The following is a 17783-nucleotide window of genomic DNA, read 5'->3' as shown; positions in this document are numbered from 1 at the left end:
TGGTCTTTATCATCTGATAGGCTCGACGCGTCGTTAGGACGAAACGCGCGTTCATCCTGAAACGTTCGGTGGAACGTGGCGATTTCCAAGCTTCGCGTTATCGCCTACGAACGCCCAGCGCATTTTGCGTCGGGCTTCCGACACAGTGGCGTTGGAAAGGAAGCGATGCGCGATCACAGCGGCGAACGGGTCTCGTCCGGCGGCATGGCGCAACGTATCCGCGCCTTCGACTGGAACGCTACGGCCCTGGGGCCTGCGCAGGCGTGGCCGCAGAGCCTGAAGACGGCGGTAGACGTCATGCTGGGCTGCGGCTTTCCCGCCGTCCTGTGGGCCGGACCGCAGGCCACCACCCTTTACAACGACGCCTATGATGCGCTGCTGATCGAACGCGACGACCTGGGCCACGCTGGCCTGGGCGCGCTCGAGCCCGCAAGGGCTGCTCTGGCTCCAGCGCTGGACAGCGTACGAAGCGGTGCGACTGTGACGTTCGAAGACCACCCTCTACCCTTCCGCCGAGACGGCGCGGTCGAAGATGGCTGTTTCACCCTCTCCTGTTCGCCTGTGCGCGACGAGGCCGGCCAGGTCTTCGGGGTCTTTCTGATCCTGCTCGAGACGACCGAACGCATTCGGGCCGGCCAGGCCCGCAACCTGATGGTCGCCGAGCTGCAGCACCGGGTGCGCAACATTCTGGCCGTCATCCGCTCCATCGTCAGCCGCACGGCTGAAACCAGCGAGACGGTCGAAGACCTGTCGGCTCATCTCGACGGCCGACTGGCGGCGCTGGCCCGCACACAGGTGCTGCTGACCCGCAGCCCTGGCGCTGGCGTCGACCTGGAAGGTCTCGTTCGCGACGAGTTGCTGGCCCAGGTGGCGGACGACCAGCGCATCACCATCGAAGGTCCCGAGATCCTGCTGCCGCCCAAGGCCGCCGAGGTGATGACCCTGGCCGTGCACGAGCTGGCCACCAACGCCACCAAGTACGGCGCGCTTTCCGACAGCCAGGGCCGGATCGACATCGGCTGGACCATCGCGCCGCGCGACGGGACCAACTGGCTCCGCTTCGAATGGCGCGAGGCCGGCGTGAAGATCGCCGCCGCAGCGCCACGCCGGACGGGCTTTGGGGCCGTGCTGATCGAGCAGCGCGTCCCTTATGAACTCATGGGTGCGGGGGCCCTGACCTTCGCCCCTGGCGGCGTGCATTGCGAGATCGCCTTCCCGCTGATCCCCATGCGTAGCGTTCTGCAGACCGACGCCGGCTAGAGCCGCGCCTTGCGCGTCACCGATCTGTCGCATGAGGCCACTAGAGCGTCGGCATCCTCCTGACGCTGTAACGGATCTTCCCATGCTCGGCCTGTCGCTTGTCGCTCTCGCCGCCGGCCTCGCCGCCGCGCCTCAACCCTCGACCGCGATCGCCCCCACGGTGGTTCGCGAAGCCAAGGGCGACCTGAGCCAGCCCGGCGGCGCGCGTCGCCTGCCCGACGCCCCGCCCGCCTCGGCCAAGCCGGCCCGCAACGTCATCCTGCTGATCGGCGACGGCATGGGCGATTCCGAGATCACCCTGGCCCGCAACTACGCCCGCGGCGCCGCCGGCTATTTCGAGGGCATCGACGCCCTGCCGATGACCGGTCAGTACACGCACTATTCGCTCGACGCCAAGACCGGTAAGCCGGCCTATGTCACCGACTCGGCGGCCTCGGCCACGGCGTGGTCGTCCGGCGTGAAGTCCTACAACGGCGCTCTGGGCGTCGACATCCGCCGCAAGGCCCAGCCCACTCTGCTGGAGCTGTCGAAGAAGAAGGGCCTGGCCACCGGCGTTGTCTCGACCGCCGCGATCCAGGACGCCACGCCCGGCGCCCAGATCTCGCACGTCGTTCACCGGGGCTGCTTTGGTCCCGTGGCGACCAGCAAGCTGTGCGCCGAGAACGCGCTGGAGAACGGCGGCGCTGGTTCCATCTCGGAACAGCTGCTGAACCTGCGCCCCGACGTCGCCCTGGGCGGCGGTTCCGCCCCGTTCGCCGAGACCACCACGGCGGGCGAGTGGAAGGGCAAGACCCTGAACGACCAGGCCAAGGCCCGCGGCTTCCGCCTGGTCGCCAACGCCAGCGAGCTGGCCGCCGTCACCGCCGCCAACCAGAAGGCGCCGCTGATCGGCCTGTTCGCCGACAACAACATGCCCGTGCGCTGGGAAGGTCCCAAGGCGCTGCGTCGCGGTAATCTGGACCAGGCGCCGGTGACCTGCGCCGTCAACGCCGCGCGCGGTCCCGAGACTCCGACCCTGGCGGCCATGACCCAGAAGGCCATCGACCTGCTGCAACCCGGTCAGAAGGGCTTCTTCCTGCAGGTCGAAGGCGCCTCGATCGACAAGGAAGATCACGCCGCCAACCCCTGCGGCCAGATCGGCGAGACGGTCGACCTGGACGAGGCCGTGCAGGTGGCCCTGGCCTTCGCCCGCAAGCACGGCGACACCCTGGTGATCGTCACGGCCGACCATGCCCACACCAGCCAGATCATCGATCCGAAGGCGACGTCGCCGGGCCTGACCCTGGCGCTGAACACCAAGGACGGCGCGGTCATGGGCGTGAACTACGCCACTGCCGAGAGCGGTTCGCAGGGCCATACCGGCACGCAGCTGCGCATCGCCGCCTACGGCCCCAGCGCCGAGCGCGTGCAGGGCCTGATCGACCAGACCGACCTGTTCTACATCATCCGCGACGCCCTCAGCCTGCGCTGAGGAAGAGCTTGGTGCGGCGGACAAGACCGCCGCACCTTCCGCGTCAGGCCCGCGTCAGGACGCCGTTGCGCGCCACGAGACGGACACGCTGGCCCGCCTTCACATCGAGATCCAGCGTCGAGCCAGCCAGCACCACCGTGTGGCGACCGTCAGCCTTTGCGGTCAGCACCGCCTCGGTCAGCTTGCCGCCCGCCCAACGCACGTCGACACCGATGGCGCCGCGCGCCCGCAGCCCCGTGATGTGGCCGGTCGGCCAGGCCGACGGCAGGGCCGGGAGCAGATAGATGCGGTCGTTGCGGCTTTGCATGACCATCTCGGTCATGCCCGACGCGCCCCCGAAGTTGCCGTCGATCTGGAACGGCGGGTGGGCGTCGAACATGTTCGGATAGGTCCGCTCGGGACCCAGCAACAGCTTCAGAATGCCGTGCGCATGGTCGCCATCGCCCAGGCGCGACCACAGGTTCAGCCGCCAAGCGATGGCCCAACCGGTCGAGAGATCGCCGCGCGTGATCAAGGTCTTCTTGGCGGCGGCGGCCAGCTTCGGCGTGGTGTCGACCGAGACTTGGTCGGACGGGAACAGGCCGTACAGGTGCGAGACGTGACGATGCTTCAGGTCATTGGCGTCGGCGTCCCAGTCCTCCTGCCACTCCTGCAGCTGGCCATCCTTGCCGATCTTGTAGGGGGCCAGCTTGTCGCGCGCCGCCTTGACCTCAGCCACGAAGGCCGCGTCGGCGCCGAGCACGGCCTCGGCCTTCAGGCAGTTGTCGAACAGGTCGCGGATGATCGCCTGGTCCATGGTCGGGCCGGCGACCAGGGACGAGCCATGGCCGTGATTGTTCTCGGGTGAGATCGACGGATTGGTGACCAGCACGCCGAACTTGGGATCGACCACCAGGGTGTCGAGGAAGAACCGCGCCGAGCCCTTCATCAGCGGATAGACCCTGGCCAGATAGGCCTTGTCGCGGTTGTAGTCGTAGTGGTCCCAGACGTGCTTGCAGAGCCAGGCGCCGCCGGTCGGCCAGACGCCAAACTTGGCGCCGTCGATCGGGCCCATGGCGCGCCACAGGTCGGTGTTGTGGTGCGTGACCCAGCCGCGTGCGCCGTACATGGCCTTGGCCATGCGCGCGCCGGTTTCTGCGATGTCCTGGACCAGAGCGATCAGCGGCTCGACCAGTTCGGGCAGGCTGGTCGGCTCAGCCGGCCAGTAGTTCATCTCGGTATTGATGTTGATCGTGTACTTGCCGCCCCACGGGGCGAAGGTCTTCTCGTTCCAGATCCCCTGCAGGTTTGCCGGCTGGCTGCCCGGACGCGAACAGGCGATCAGCAGGTAGCGGGCGAACTGGAAGTACAGCGACGCCAGCGACGGGTCGTCGGTGGTCGGCGACTGCTTGATCCGCTCGTCAGTCGGCAACAGGTCGGCGCGGGTGCGGCCAAAGTCGACGGTGACCCGGCGGAACAGGGCGCGGTGATCGGCCTGATGGTCGGCCAGGATCTTGGCCCAAGGCTTGGCGGAAAGCTTGCCCAGGGTCGCCTTGTTCAGCGCGACGGGATCGCCCGATACGTCGTCATAGCGGCGATAGCTGGTGGCGGCGGCGAGCAGCAACACCACCTCGTCGGCGCCCTTCACCGACAGTACACCGCCCTGCCCGCTGACCGAGCCGCCCTTGGCGCGGACGTCGACACGGGTCTCGAACTTCAGCTTGGCCTCGATGCCTTGCGAGGCTTCGTTGACGCCTGTGAAGACCAACTGGTTTCCCTCGACCGAGGCGACCGGCTTGGACTTCAGCGGGCTGGCGAAGGAGAGATCAACCGTGATCGCGCCCTTGCGGCTGGCGGTCAGGCGCACGGCGATCACGCCGTCCGGGGCGCTGGCGATCACCTCGCGGCGATAGCGCACGCCGCCGGCCGTAAAGACGGTCGTGGCGATCGCGCCGTCCAGGTCCAGGTCGCGGACATAGTCGGCGCCAGCCTCGGCCAGGCCCGGGAAGTCCAGCTTCAGATCGCCGATGGTCTGGTACGACTGCTGGCGCTTGGGCAGCGCCATGAACTTGGCGTCGGCCAGTTCAGTAGCCTTCTCGTACTGACCTTCATTGATCAGTCGGCGAATCTCCGGCAGCGCGCCGTTGGCTTCCGGATTGATCGGCTCGTACGGACCGCCCGCCCACAGGGTGTCCTCGTTTAGCTGGAGACGTTCGGCCGCGACGCCGCCGTACACCATCGCGCCCAGCTTGCCCGAGCCGACAGGCAGGGCCTCGACCCATTCTTTGGCCGGCTGGCGGTACCAGAGCCGCTGCGGCGAGGTCTTGCCCGTCGCCGCCATCGCGCCGCGCGCGCCCGTCATGCTCGCCCCAGCCAGGCCGGCAATGGCCAACAGGCTTCTACGTGTCGCCTTCATAGGCAGCCCTCCAAGTTTCAGTTTAGACGCGGGTCTCGACGACGACGGTCTGGCGCTGAGCGCCGAGCGTCTCGATGCCCAGTTCCATCACGTCGCCAGGGACGAGATAGCGCGGCGGCTTCTGGCCCATGCCGACGCCGGGCGGAGTTCCGGTCGAGATGATGTCGCCGGGCTGCAGGCTCATGAACCGCGAGACGTACGAGACCAGGAAGGCCGGACCGAACACCATGGTCTTGGTCGAGCCGTTCTGGAACGTCTGGCCATTGACCTTCAGCCACATCGAGAGGTTCCCGGCGTCGCCAACCTCGTCCTTCGTCACCAGCCACGGGCCGATCGGACCGAAGGTGTCGCAGCCCTTGCCCTTGTCCCAGGTGCCAGTACCGTCGATCTGGAAGGCCCGCTCGGAGACGTCGTTGACCACACAATAGCCGGCTACGTGCTCCAGCGCCTGCTCCTCCGAGACATAGCGGGCCTCGGTCCCGATCACGACGCCCAGCTCGACTTCCCAGTCCAGCTTGGTCGAGCCGATCGGCTGGATGACATCATCGTCCGGACCGACGATGGCGCTGGTGGCCTTGGTGAAGATCACCGGCTCGACCGGCACCGGCAGGCCGCTCTCGGCGGCGTGGTCGGCATAGTTGAGGCCGATGCAGATGAACTTGCCCACGCGCCCCACGCAGGGACCGATGCGGCCGGGCTCTTCGACCTTGGGCAGGCTGGCAGGATCAAGCGCCGCTAGGCGTTCCAGACCTTCGGGCGACAGCGCGCCGCCGGCGACGTCGTCGATGACGCCCGACAGGTCACGCACGACGCCGTCGTCGTCCAGCAGGCCGGGCTTTTCCTGGCCCACGGGGCCGTAGCGAAGCAGTTTCATGAAACCTGTCCCGAAAGTCGCGCGCGGATCAGTTGATCCAGCCGCCGTCGATGATGTGGATCTGGCCCGTGGTGAAGGCCGACTCGTCGCTGGCCAGATAGAGCGCCAGCTGGGCCAGCTCTTCCGGCTTGCCCAGGCGGCCCATCGGCTGGCGGGCGGTGAAGGCCTTGTGGGCGGCTTGGTAATCGCCGGTGTCGGCCAGGCGCTGGTTCAGCGAAGGCGTGTCGACCGTGCCAGGGCAAATGGCGTTGCAGCGGATCCCCTGGGCCACGAAGTCGGCGGCCACGCCCTTGGTCAGGCCGATCACCGCAGCCTTCGTGGCGCCATAGGCGAAACGGCCGGGCACGCCTTTGATCGAGCTGGCCACCGAGGCCATGTTGATGATCGAGCCGCCGCCGGCCTCCAGCATGGCCGGCAGGAAAGCGCGGATGGCGCGGTACTGGGCGGTGACGTTCAGGTCGTTGGAGAACGCCCAGGCCTTTTCGTCGCAGTCCAGGATCGTCCCGGAATGAACGTAGCCGGCGCAGTTGAACAGCACGTCGATCGCGCCCAGCTCGGCGGCCAGGGCGGTGATGGCGTCCGGGTCCAGCACGTCCAGGCGGCGACCTTCGCATCCCTCGACGCTGTTCAGCAGTTCCCCGTTGAGGTCGGTGGCGATGACCCGCGCGCCTTCGCGGGCGAACAGCTCAGCGCTGGCCTTGCCGATGCCCTGCCCCGCCGCCGTCACCAGCGCGGTCTTTCCCGTCAGTCTTCCCATGGATACGCCCCTTAACTCGCGCGCCGCAGCGGCAGGCAGGCCGGACCGATCGGGTCGAAGGCCTTGTAGGTGAGGATGAATTCCTGGTGGCCCAGCGCCTCGGACACCGTTCGCTGGCCAGCGGCCACGTCCAGCACCAGGTCGAAGATCTCGTCGCCGATCTCGTTCAGCGTACCGCGGCCTTCCATGATCCGACCGGCGTCGATGTCCATGTCCCCCGACAGCTTGCGATAGGTCTCGGGGTTGGCGCAGACCTTGATCACCGGCGAGACGGCGGAGCCAACCACCGAGCCGCGCCCGGTGGTGAACAGGGTCATGTGCGCCCCGCAGGCGATCAACTCGACGATCTCGGCGTTGTCGGAGATGTTGGGGAAGCCGAAGCGCACCTCGCCGTCGGGCACGACGTCCAGCAGGTAGAGCCCGCCGGTCGGCGGCTGGTCGCCCGGCTTGAGGATGCCGACGATCGGCGCCGAGCCCGACTTGGAATAGGCTCCCATCGACTTTTCTTCCTGGGTCGTCAGGCCGCCCTCGGCGTTGCCCGGCGCGAAGCTGCCGTAGCCCATGACGGTGTAGTAAGCCTCGGCCTTGCGGACGCTGGCTTCCAGCGCCTCGCCCAGCTCCGGCGTGATGGCGCGATCGGCCATGATCTTTTCGCAGCCGACCAGTTCGCCCGTCTCTTCGAAGACGCAGGCCGCGCCAGCCGCACCCAGACGATCGAAGGCCCGGCCCACGGCGGGGTTGGCGGTGATGCCCGAGGTGCCGTCCGAGCCGCCGCAGATCGTGCCGATGACCAGCTCCGAGACGTCCATCGGCACGCGCGCCGTCTGGTCAGCCACGGCCTTCAGGCGGGCCACAGCCTCGACGCCCTTGCGGATGGTCTCTGCCGTGCCGCCGCTCTCCTGGATGACCAGGGTCTCCACGGGCCGGCCGCTGGCGGCGATCGTGGCGCGCAGGGCCTCGCGGTTGAAGCTCTCGCAGCCTAGCGACACCAGCAGCACCGCGCCGATGTTGGGATGCGTGCCGATCGCCTGCATGACCTTCAGGGCGTAGGCATTGGGGTAGCACCCCGGAAAGCCGATCAGGTGGACGTCTGGATCGTCGCTCCTGGTCACGATGGTGCGGGCCACGTGGTGGGCGCACTCGACCAGATAGGCCACGGCCACGACGTTGCGGATGCCCTTGCGGCCGTCTGCGCGCAGGAAGCCTTGGATGCTCATTGGCCCTCACCCGTCGCTTGGCGCGTGTGGCTGGCGATGTAGTCGCTCTTCATGTTGTGCATGTGGACGTGCTCGCCGGGCGCGGCCGCAGCGGTCATCGAGCCGATCGGCGCACCGTACTTCAGGACCTTGTCGCCGGCGGCCAGGGCGCGGCGGGCGACCTTGTGGCCGACCGCGACCTCGCCAGAAGCCATGACGGTCGCACCGTCGATGGCCAGGGCCTGACCGGCCCTCACGGGCATGGCCACGACCAGGATGTTGTCGTCAGGATGGAGCAGGACAAGGTTCATGGGGTCGGCGCGTCCTCGCGCAGCAGGCCTTCGCTGCGGAGATCATCCCACAGGGCGGCGGGGATCGGAGCCGCCATCCAGGCCGCCGCGTCGACGACCTGCTGAGCCGAGCCCAGTCCGGGAATGACGCTGATCACGGCCGGATGGGCCAGCGGAAACTGCAGAGCCGCAGCGGCTAGCGGCACGCTGTGAGCGGCGCAGACCTGACGCAAGCGCTCTACCCGCGCGATGATTTCGTCCGATGCCGGACCATAGTTGTAGTGCAGCGCCCGGCCAGTCTCGACCAGAGCGCCGGAATTGAACGGCCCACCGACGATCAACTTCACGCCACGCTCGACGCAGCGCGGCAGCAGACCATCCAGCGGCGCCTGTTCCAGCAGCGTGTAGCGACCGGCCAGCAGGAACACATCGACGTCTGCGTGATCCAGGACTTCCTCGCAGACCGCCTGCTCGTTGACCCCCAGGCCGATGGCGCCCACGACGCCGGCGCCACGCAGCTCGCGCATGGCTCGATAGCCGCCTTCGAGGAAGTCGCGCATGTGGCGCGCGTGGTCATCGCCGTGGGTCTCGCGGCCAAGGTCGTGGGCAAGCAGCACGTCAACACGGTCGCGCTTGAGGCGGCGCAGGCTGGCCTCGAACGATCGCAGCACGCCGTCGCGCGTGTAGTCGAACACTGGCTCGAAAGGCGCCGCGTCGACGAAACCATGACGCTCGCGATCGCCGGAATTGGTCGGCTCCAGGCGACGGCCGACCTTGGTGGAAATGGCCACCTCGCGGCCGGCCAGGGCATCCCCCAGCCGCGTCTCGCTGAGGCCGAAGCCGTAGTGCGGGGCTGTGTCGAAATAGCAGACGCCGGCGGCCAGGGCGGCCTCGACCACCGCGCGGGCGGCCGCATCGGTCGTCGCCGCGTACAGATTGCCGATCGCCGCGCCGCCGAATCCGAGCGGCGGCAGACGAGAGAGGCCTTCCTTGCGCTGGGGACTGACCTTCATGCTGCGAGACGCTCCACCCCGTTTATTTATAAAATCTATCTTGCTGGTGAAATCACACCTCGGGCGCGACAAGTCAATCGCTTCAGCGCGTTTCAATGTTATGCGATCAGGCGGTCGGGCGGATCTCGGCGGTGATCTCGGCGGCGGCGCGCTGCAGGATCGACACGGTGTCAGAGGTCGCGATGGCCGAGACGTTGTCGAGATAGGGACAGGTCAGGGCTGCGGCCACGCCGTCCGGGCCATGCACGGGCACCGAGAAGTCGACCACGGCCTTGGTCACGAAGCTGTCGCCCCGGACGAAGCCGTCGAACCGCGCCTTGCCCGCGGCGGCCTCGAAGGTTTTCCAGACTGCGGCACTGACGGAGGGCTTCAGCTCCTTGGCCCAGCGTTGACGCACGGCCTCGGGCTGGAAGGCGTACAGCACCAAGCCCGAGGTGGCCTCGACGATCTTGCGGCGGTAGCCGACCCGAACCGAGAAGCCCAGGTCGCCCGGGGCCTCGATGCGGGCCACGACCACCATCTGGTCGCCACTGGCCACGGCCAGATGGCACGACTGACCGATCTGCTGGCAGGCGCCGCGCATGATCGGCAACGCCGCTTCCAGCAGATCCTTGGCCGGCGCACGGGTCATGCCCAGAGCGAACAGCTTGTTGGTCAGGACCAGGCCATCCTCGTCGGCCGCGCGCCCGACATAGCCGCGCGCCTCCAGCACCTGCACCATGCGAAACAGCTCGCTGGACGAGCGGTCCAGGGCGTTGGAAATCTGCGCCAGGGTCAGGCCGCTACGGTTGGCGGCCAGAAGCTCCAGGACATCCAGCCCCTTTTCCAGGGCGGGAGCACGGTATTCTCGCTTCTTGGCGCGGGTCTCGGACATGGCCCCTATAAACGATAGAATCGCTTGGCCGTCTCGCCAAACAGCGCGCGCCGGCCCGTCGGATCCAGAGGCGCTGCAAAGGCGTCAGCCATGGCCTGCCAGCCGCGATAGTCACTGGCCAGGCTCAGCACCGGCCAATCGCTGCCCCACATCAGCCGATCCGCTCCGAAGGCCTCCAGCAGATGAGCGACGAACGGTGCCAAAGCTTCAGCGGTCGGCGTCTCGCCGGCTTCGGTCAGCAGGCCCGAGAGCTTGCAGTGCACGCCAGGCGCGGCAGCCAGCGCGGCGATCTGCTCGCGCCAAGGGTCAAGGCGCCCTGCCCCGATGTCCGGCTTGGCGCCGTGGTCGATGACGACACGCAGGTCCGGCCAGCGGCGGACCAGTTCCAGCAGGCTGGGCAGATGGCGAGGTCGGACCAGGGCGTCGAACGAGAGGTCGGCGGCGACCATGGCCGCCAGGGCTGGCTCCAGGCGCGACTCCAGGACCCAGTCGTCGGCCAGATCCTGCAGCATCGGCCGCAGACCTTTCAGACATGGATTGGCGGCCAGCGCGGCGATCCGCTCGACCGCATCGGCCGAGGCGATGTCGGTCCATCCGACGACGCCCAGCGCCAGCGGATGGTCGGCGGCGATCTCCAACAGCCACTCGGTGTCACGCTGGCTGGGCTGGGATTGCACAAGCACCGCACCGGTCAGGCCGACTTCGGCGCCGACCCGAACCAGGTCGTCCAGGTCGAAATCGCGATGGATGGCCGGCAGGTCCGGCGTCGGCCACTCGTGGTCGTTCTGGCCGATCCGCCAGACATGACAGTGGGCGTCGATCAGCAAGAGACGATCGCCTTGATGACCCCCGCCGACGGCTCCATCCAGCCTGGCAGAGCGGCCGGCAGATCGTGCAGGGAAGCCTGATGCGTATTCAGCGCCGCGGTCGGCACCTGGCCGGCGCGGATCGCGGCCAGCACGACGTCGAAGTCCTCCAGTGTGGCGTTGCGGCTGGCCAACAGCGACATCTCGCGCCTGTGGAACTCCGGATCCGAGAAGGCGATATCGGCTGACACCACTGATATCAGCACATAGGTCCCGCCGTGGCCGACATAGGAAAAGCCCTTCTGCATGGCCGCGGGACTGCCGGTGGCGTCGAACACCAGGTCATAGAAGTCTCCGCCGGTCAGGACCGACAGCGCGGCCGGCGTCTCGTCCGACAGCGTCACCACGTGGTCGGCGCCCAGGTGGTCGCGGCAGAAGTCCAGGCGGTCGGCGCGGGCGTCCAGCACGGTCACAGCAGCGCCGGCCAGCTTGGCGAACAAGGTCGCGGCGATACCGATCGGCCCCGCCCCCACCACCAGCGCAGACTGGCCCGGCTCGATGTTCGCGCGGCGCACGGCGTGGGCGCCGATGGCCAGGAACTCGACCATGGCCGCCTCGTCCAGGTCCACGCCCTCGACCTTGCGCACGAAACCCTTGGGCACGGTGAGAAACTCGCAGAGACCGCCATCCATGTGCACGCCCAGCACGCGGATGTTCATGCAGCAGTTGGGCTTGCCCTTGGCGCAGGCCGCGCAGGTCCCGCACGACAGATAGGGCATGACATAGGCGTGGTCGCCCGCCGCCAGGCCGCTGCCGGCCGGCGCGGAGACCACTTCGCCCGACAGCTCGTGGCCCATGACACGCGGATAGCTCAGGAACGGTTGGGTGCCGCGATAGATGTGCATGTCGGTGCCGCAGATCCCGACCCGACGGACGCGCAGCAGCACCTCGCCCGGTCCGGGCTGGGGCGCATCGCGGCGCTCGATCTTCAGTTCACCGGGCGCGGCGCAGACCAGGACATCCATCATGAGCTTTAGTGACCTCCCGCCAGGACGGCGTCGTGGGCGGTCGTCTCGTTCTTGCGGGCGGTGATCCCGAAGAGGCCGACGACGGCGAAGCAGAAACAAGGAACCAGCACCGCAAAGCGGATGGCGCTGGCGTCCGAGATGGCGCCCATGACGGCGGTCAGCACCGCGCCGCCGATGATGGCCATGACCAGGAACGACGAGCCGGTCTTGGTCAGCGGGCCCAGGCCCTTCAGCGAGCTGGCGAAAATGGTCGGGAACATGATCGACATGAAGAAGCTGGTCGCGGCCAGGGCCAGCAGACCCGTGTGTCCGCCGACCACGGCGGCGACCAGGGTCAGGACCACATTGGCCGCTGCGAAGCCGGCCATCAGGCGCGACGGATCGACCCGGCTCATCAACGCCGCGCCGGCGAAGCGCCCGGCCATGAAGCCGACCAGCGACCACGACAGATAGGCCGCAGCGGTTTTCTCGCCCATGCCCGGGACCTGGTCCTGGCCGTAGCGGATCATGTAGCTCCACACGCCGACCTGGGCGCCGACATAGAAGAACTGGGCCAGCACGCCGAACAGAAAGCGCGGACGCTGGAACAGGCCCAGGATCGGGCGGTCGACCTGCTCGTCGCGGCGATCCTCTTCGGTCGGGCGATTGGCCTGGGGCGGGAATTTGGTGATCGCGACCAGCACCACCCACAGCAGCACGACGCCGGCGATGATCAGGTACGGCAGCTGGGTCGACTTGGCCTCCGCCGCCTGGAAGGCCGACAGCTGGGCTGGGCTCATGGCCGCGAACTGCGCCTTGGTCGGCTCCACGCCTGACAGGATGAACTGACCGCCGACGATGACGGCGGTGATCGCGCCCAACGGATTAAAGGCCTGGGCCAGGTTCAGACGCTGCTCGGCCTTGGCCGGGTCGCCCAGCACGGTGATCAGCGGATTGGCCGAGGTCTCCAGGAACGCCAGACCCGAGGCGATGACGAAGAGCGCGCTGAGGAACAGTTCGTAGCGGCGCAGCTCGGCCGCCGGCCAGAACAGCAGCGCGCCCGCCCCGAACAGGATCAGGCCGACGATGACGGCGGCCTTGTAGCCATGGCGGCGCATCAGCAAGCCGGCCGGCAGGGCCAGGAAAAAGTAGCCCAAATAGAAGGCCGACTGCACCAGGCCCGACTGCAGGTCGGTCAGGAAGAACGCCTTCTTCAGGTGCGGGATCAGCACGTCGTTCAGGTTGTTGGCGACGCCCCACAGGAAGAACAGCGCCACAACCAAAACCAACGGCGCTGCCCCCGTTCGCGAACTCTCACCTTTGGCCATGAGCGCCTCCTCCGACATCGCTCTCACCCGGAGCGTTGCGACGAGAAACATCACATATGAATTTTTGCGTCAAATATGAAAATCAAAATCTGCCGAGCGAAATCCCGTTCAGCCACACGCATTTCAGTTCGCATGTGAACTCCCTTCCACATTCGAATGAGACGAGCCTGGAGACCTGAGAAAGCTCCTCCGGCAATCGCTTGAAAACGGCGAAACCAGGGCGAATTTTGGTACCGCAACCATTTTCCCTTGCGCATCACTAGCGCACCATGCTTCACATGTAAAAATAGAAGGCAGCCAACAAAGAGTGGCTGCCACACTTGGGGGAGAGAAACGTTGAGGAACGCCAGGACTCTAACTGCGCGCGGCCTGATGGCCGGCATTTCACTGGCGGCGATGACCGCCGCGGCGCCAGGCCTGGCCGCCGCCCAAACCAGTTCTTCTTCCGACCAGACCGTCAGCGAAGTGGTCGTGACGGGCTATCGCGCCTCGCTGCGCAGCGCCCTGAACATCAAGAAGAACGCCGACGTGATCATGGATGCGATCAACGCGGAGGACATGGCCGACTTCCCCGACTCGAACCTGGCGGAGTCGCTGCAGCGCCTGCCCGGCATCTCGATCGACCGCGACAACGGCGAGGGCCGCACGATCAGCGTCCGGGGCCTGTCCGGCGACTTCAGCCGCGTTCGCATCAACAACATGGAAGCCCTGTCGACGGGCGCAGCCAACGACGCCGGCGGCAGCCCGAACCGTTCGCGCGCCTTCGACTTCAACGCCTTCGCCTCCGAGCTCTTCAGCTCCGTCCGCGTGCGCAAGTCTTCCTCGGCCGACGCCGACGAAGGCTCGCTGGGCGCCACCGTCGACCTGATCACCGGCCGGCCGTTCGACTACAAGGATAGCGCCCTGGCCTTCTCGGCCGAGGATTCCTATTACCGCAACGGCAAGAAGCACAGCCCGCGCATCACGGGCCTGGCCTCCAAGCGCTGGTTCGACGGCAAGCTGGGCGTGCTGGCTTCGGCCGCCTACGCCAAGCGCAGCTCCGAGGACGACAGCTACGCTCGCGGCACCGGCTCGTCGGACTATGTCTATCGCGGCAGCACCTGGGCCGGTGACGAACTGCCCGGCCGCGCCGGCTTCGCGGCCCCGACCGGCACGGTATTCAGCGCCCTGATCCCGACGACGCTGACGGGCTCGGCCCTGGACGCCTACAAAGCCAATCCGGCCAACTACTACAATCCGCTGGCCAACCCGGCCGCCTATGCGGCGATGACCGGTTCGGACCCGGCCGCCTATGCCAAGCTCTATCCTGGGTGCGCGACCGCGCCGGTCGCTGGCCTGACCCCGACCAGCCCCGGCTGCAACAACTCGCTGGTCCGCTTCCCCGCCCTGCCCTCGCTGAGCCAGCGCAATGTCGAGACCGAGCGCCTGGGACTGACCGCCGCGGTGCAGTTCGAGATCAGCCCGCGCACGCGCGTCACCATCGACGGCCTCTATTCGCGGTTCGAAAGCGACAGCATCAACTACCAGCTCTCGCCGGTCGGCCTGAACCGCAACAACACCAACGCCGCCTATCAGTATGGCGCCAACGTCCCAACCGCGGCCGCCCCGGGCGGCTCGGCCCTGACCGACGCCCAGCGCCGCGGCCTTTATCCTGGGACCTGCACGTTTGCCGACGAGACCGATCTGAACCCCGGCACCGACTGCGGCCAGGCGATGAACGGCGCGACGCCGCTGCCCGGCTATACCTACAGCTTCAACGCCAACAACCTGGACGCCTACGAGTATTACACCAACCCGGCCTCGCCCGGTTACCTGGGTCCGGCATCCGGCCTGCCCTTCCGTGGCCAGCTGATCGGCCGCCCGGCCGTGAAGGTTCTGGACGCCGACGTCGTCGGCCAGAACGCCGAATATCTGAAGCTGGGCAATGTCGACTGGCGCTCCGCCGCCGACCGCGGCGCCTACACCACCGACTTCCGCCAGGTCTCGACCGAGGTCACCCACGAGTTCAGCAACAAGCTGCGCGGCGTGTTTTCGGTCGGCGCCTCGCGGTCCGAGAACCGCAATGTCGGCACCCTGGTCGAGTTCAACTACATGGACGCGGCCGAACCGTTCGTCTTCGACGAGCGCGGCGCGACCGGCATGCCCAAGTTCGACGCTGGCTTCAATGCCGCAGATCCCAACAAATGGAGCATCGTCAAGGGCTTCTCGGGGATGCGTCACTATCAGCGCACCACGACCAACGACTACAAGGGCGGCAAGATCGACCTGACCTACGAGCTTGACGATCACTGGACCATCAAGGGCGGCATCACCAAGCGCGAGTTCGGCTTCTCGACCGACCAGTACGAGCGCAACAACGACCTGCTGAACCCGACCGAGAAGGAAGCCAAGGTCTCGATCGCCTCGCTGGGCCAAGTCATCGAGTTCGGCCAGGGGCTGGACGTGCCGGCCGGGACCACCTCGAGCTTCTTCACGCCGAACCTGGACGCCTTCAGCCGCGCGTTCGGCTTCGACTGCAACTGCATCAACAAGTACGGCGACTTCCGCATCACGCGAAAGCGCAACCGCTCAGCCTCGTTCGAGGTCGATGAGAAAAACCTGTCCTACTACGTCCAGTTCGGCTTCGACTATAATGTCTGGGGCGGCCGTCGCCTGTTCGGCAACCTGGGCGTCCGTCAGGCCCAGACCGACGTCTTCGCCGTCGGCGAGACCACCGCGGGTCGCCGCATCACCGGCGAGAACAGCTATACCGACACCCTGCCGTCGGCGAACCTGACCTGGGAAGCCTACGACAACCTCTATATCCGTTTCGCAGCGGCCAAGGTCATGGCCCGGCCTCTGCTGGGCAACCTGTCGCCGGCCATCACCGGCGTCAGCGTCCCCGGCGACGGCGCCGTCACAGGCGGCACGCTCACCGTCGGCAACACCAAGCTCTCGCCGTTCCGCGGCAAGGCCTATGACGTCGCCGCTGAATGGTACTTCACCGAAGGCGGCCTGCTCAGCCTGGGCTTCTTCCGCAAGGACATCGACAGCTTCCCGCAGACGGTCTTCTTCGAAGCGCCGCTGTCGAACTTCCTGGACGCGGACGCCATCGCCCAGCTGAAGCTGCAGTTCCCGGGCGAGACCGGGGCCGACGTCTTCCGCCGCGCCTATATCGACGCCGACAGCCCGATGCTGGCCCGCCAGGTCCGTGACGCGCCGGGCGGCTACCTGCAAGGCTGGGAATTCAATTTCCAGCAGGATCTGAAGTTCCTGCCCTGGTACTTCAAGAACCTGGGCGTCCAGTTCAACATGACGAAATTGGACACCAAGCTGACCTACATCCTGGACCCGGGCTCGGTCACGGCCGGCAGCGGCGTGGTCACCAAGGCCCCGACCTATGGTTCCGGCCCGTGGCTGGGCGCCTCGCCCAAGGGCATGAACTTCACGATCTACTACGAGACCGAAAAGTTCAGCGCCCGCGCTTCGGTCGCTCAGCGCGACGCCTACTACACGACGTACCCGCTCAGCGCCGGCAACTGCGATCCAGGCCTGCAGGCCAACGGCACGGCGTGCGACGGCCCGCTGATCAACGAGTTCGGCGGCTCCAAGGCGACGACCAATGTCGACTTCTCGATGCGGTACTCGCCGATCAAGCAGATGAGCATCACGTTCGAGGCGCTCAACCTGACCGACCAGATGTCTGAACGCACCGCCTACACCGACCCGGTCATCCAGTCGTACGGCGGCAGCGGCCCGAACTATCGGGTCGGGGTTCGCTACCGCTTCTAGTCGACTTCTTTTCCCTTCCTTCGCGGCGCCGGACACCTCTCTCCGGCGTCGCTTTTTTTGCGCGAGATCATGGCCCGCCGCGCCATCGTGGTGTTGGGCCAGAGCCATGACCGCAGCCGCCCTCGACTCGCCCGCCCCAACTCACCGCCACACCTGGGTCGAGGACCTCCAGGCGCTGTTCACCGGCGCCCTGGCCGTCGCGATCGGGGTCAAGATGCTGGCCAGTGCGGGGATCATGACCGGCGGCATGGCCGGGCTGGCCTTGCTGCTCAGCTACGCGACGCCCGTTTCGTTCGGCGCCGCCTTCTTCGCCCTCAATGCGCCATTCTATCTGCTGGCCCTGGTCAGACGCGACTGGCGGATCTGCGTGAACACCCTCGTCGCCGTCGCCCTGCTGTCGTGGATGACCAATCACCTGGGCGACTACATCACCTTCAGCAACGTCGATCCGGCCTTCGCCGCCGTGGCTGGCGGCCTGCTGTCTGGCCTGGGAATGCTGGCGCTGTTCCGCCACCACACCACCCTGGGCGGGGTCGGCATCCTGGCGCAGATGCTCCAGGAACGCTTCGGTCTACGGGCCGGCTATGTGCAGCTGTCGATCGACGCCCTGATCCTGGCCTCAGGCCTGCTGCTGTTGTCGCCAACCAAGGTCGCCCTGTCGGCGCTGGGCGCGCTGGTGCTGAACTTGGTCATCGCCCTGAACCATCGTCCCGGCCGTTATCTGGGCCGCTCGCGCTGAGA

14 protein-coding genes are annotated in these 17783 nt (G+C 67.1%); 4 read left to right on the top strand and 10 right to left on the bottom strand.

What is annotated here, in order from left to right:
* Nucleotides 1–165: 165 nt before the first annotated feature.
* Together E1H18_RS22500 and phoA are read left to right on the top strand one after the other, a co-directional pair.
* A complete protein-coding gene (locus E1H18_RS22500; RefSeq protein WP_172273060.1) occupies nt 166–1260 on the top strand; it encodes a sensor histidine kinase in 1095 nt (364 codons plus the stop codon).
* 82 nt (nt 1261–1342) lie between these two features.
* Nucleotides 1343–2731, top strand: a complete 1389-nt coding sequence (gene phoA / locus E1H18_RS22495; protein WP_172273057.1) for an alkaline phosphatase — start codon at nt 1343–1345, stop codon at nt 2729–2731.
* A gap of 43 nt (nt 2732–2774) precedes the next feature.
* On the opposite strand, the gene E1H18_RS22490 is transcribed toward phoA, so the two are convergent.
* From E1H18_RS22490 to fucP, 10 genes are all read right to left on the bottom strand, one after another.
* The gene (locus tag E1H18_RS22490) at nt 2775–5126 is read right to left on the bottom strand and encodes a glycoside hydrolase N-terminal domain-containing protein (protein WP_172273054.1); all 2352 of its coding nucleotides are present in this window, start codon (nt 5124–5126) and stop codon (nt 2775–2777) included.
* Nucleotides 5127–5148: 22 nt separating this feature from the next.
* Nucleotides 5149–6000, bottom strand: coding sequence for a fumarylacetoacetate hydrolase family protein (locus E1H18_RS22485; protein ID WP_172273051.1), 852 nt, complete (start codon nt 5998–6000; stop codon nt 5149–5151).
* A gap of 28 nt (nt 6001–6028) precedes the next feature.
* On the bottom strand, nt 6029–6757 hold the full coding sequence (locus E1H18_RS22480) for an SDR family oxidoreductase (protein ID WP_172273048.1): 729 nt from the start codon (nt 6755–6757) through the stop codon (nt 6029–6031).
* Nucleotides 6758–6768: 11 nt separating this feature from the next.
* On the bottom strand, nt 6769–7974 hold the full coding sequence (locus tag E1H18_RS22475; protein WP_172273045.1) for a UxaA family hydrolase: 1206 nt from the start codon (nt 7972–7974) through the stop codon (nt 6769–6771).
* Nucleotides 7971–8264 (bottom strand): UxaA family hydrolase, encoded by a 294-nt coding sequence (locus E1H18_RS22470; RefSeq protein ID WP_172273042.1) that lies wholly within the window; start codon nt 8262–8264, stop codon nt 7971–7973. The genes E1H18_RS22475 and E1H18_RS22470 overlap by 4 nt, the downstream gene beginning before the upstream one ends.
* Nucleotides 8261–9256 carry an aldo/keto reductase gene (locus E1H18_RS22465; RefSeq protein ID WP_172273039.1) on the bottom strand — a complete coding sequence of 332 codons (996 nt, stop codon included), beginning with the start codon at nt 9254–9256 and terminating at the stop codon, nt 8261–8263. The genes E1H18_RS22470 and E1H18_RS22465 overlap by 4 nt, the downstream gene beginning before the upstream one ends.
* 106 nt (nt 9257–9362) lie before the next feature.
* Nucleotides 9363–10130 carry an IclR family transcriptional regulator gene (locus E1H18_RS22460; RefSeq protein ID WP_172273036.1) on the bottom strand — a complete coding sequence of 256 codons (768 nt, stop codon included), beginning with the start codon at nt 10128–10130 and terminating at the stop codon, nt 9363–9365.
* Nucleotides 10131–10135: 5 nt separating this feature from the next.
* Complete coding sequence (locus E1H18_RS22455) at nt 10136–10957, bottom strand: amidohydrolase (RefSeq protein WP_172273033.1); 822 nt, start codon at nt 10955–10957, stop codon at nt 10136–10138.
* Nucleotides 10951–11964, bottom strand: coding sequence for a zinc-binding alcohol dehydrogenase family protein (locus E1H18_RS22450; protein ID WP_206679123.1), 1014 nt, complete (start codon nt 11962–11964; stop codon nt 10951–10953). Before E1H18_RS22450 ends, E1H18_RS22455 begins: the two co-directional genes overlap by 7 nt.
* Nucleotides 11965–11969: 5 nt before the next feature.
* Nucleotides 11970–13232 carry an L-fucose:H+ symporter permease gene (gene fucP / locus E1H18_RS22445; RefSeq protein ID WP_241736156.1) on the bottom strand — a complete coding sequence of 421 codons (1263 nt, stop codon included), beginning with the start codon at nt 13230–13232 and terminating at the stop codon, nt 11970–11972.
* A gap of 411 nt (nt 13233–13643) precedes the next feature.
* On the opposite strand from fucP, the gene E1H18_RS22440 reads away from it, so the two are divergent.
* Together E1H18_RS22440 and E1H18_RS22435 are read left to right on the top strand one after the other, a co-directional pair.
* Nucleotides 13644–17042 (top strand): TonB-dependent receptor domain-containing protein, encoded by a 3399-nt coding sequence (locus E1H18_RS22440; protein ID WP_172273028.1) that lies wholly within the window; start codon nt 13644–13646, stop codon nt 17040–17042.
* 106 nt (nt 17043–17148) lie between these two features.
* On the top strand, nt 17149–17781 hold the full coding sequence (locus E1H18_RS22435) for a YitT family protein (protein WP_172273025.1): 633 nt from the start codon (nt 17149–17151) through the stop codon (nt 17779–17781).
* The last annotated feature ends 2 nt before the right edge of the window (nt 17782–17783 follow it).

It is taken from the genome of Caulobacter sp. RHG1, from assembly GCF_013181195.1.
GTDB lineage: Bacteria > Pseudomonadota > Alphaproteobacteria > Caulobacterales > Caulobacteraceae > Caulobacter.
Note: the sequence above shows the minus strand (reverse complement) of the source record. Positions and strands in the feature narration are given on the sequence as shown.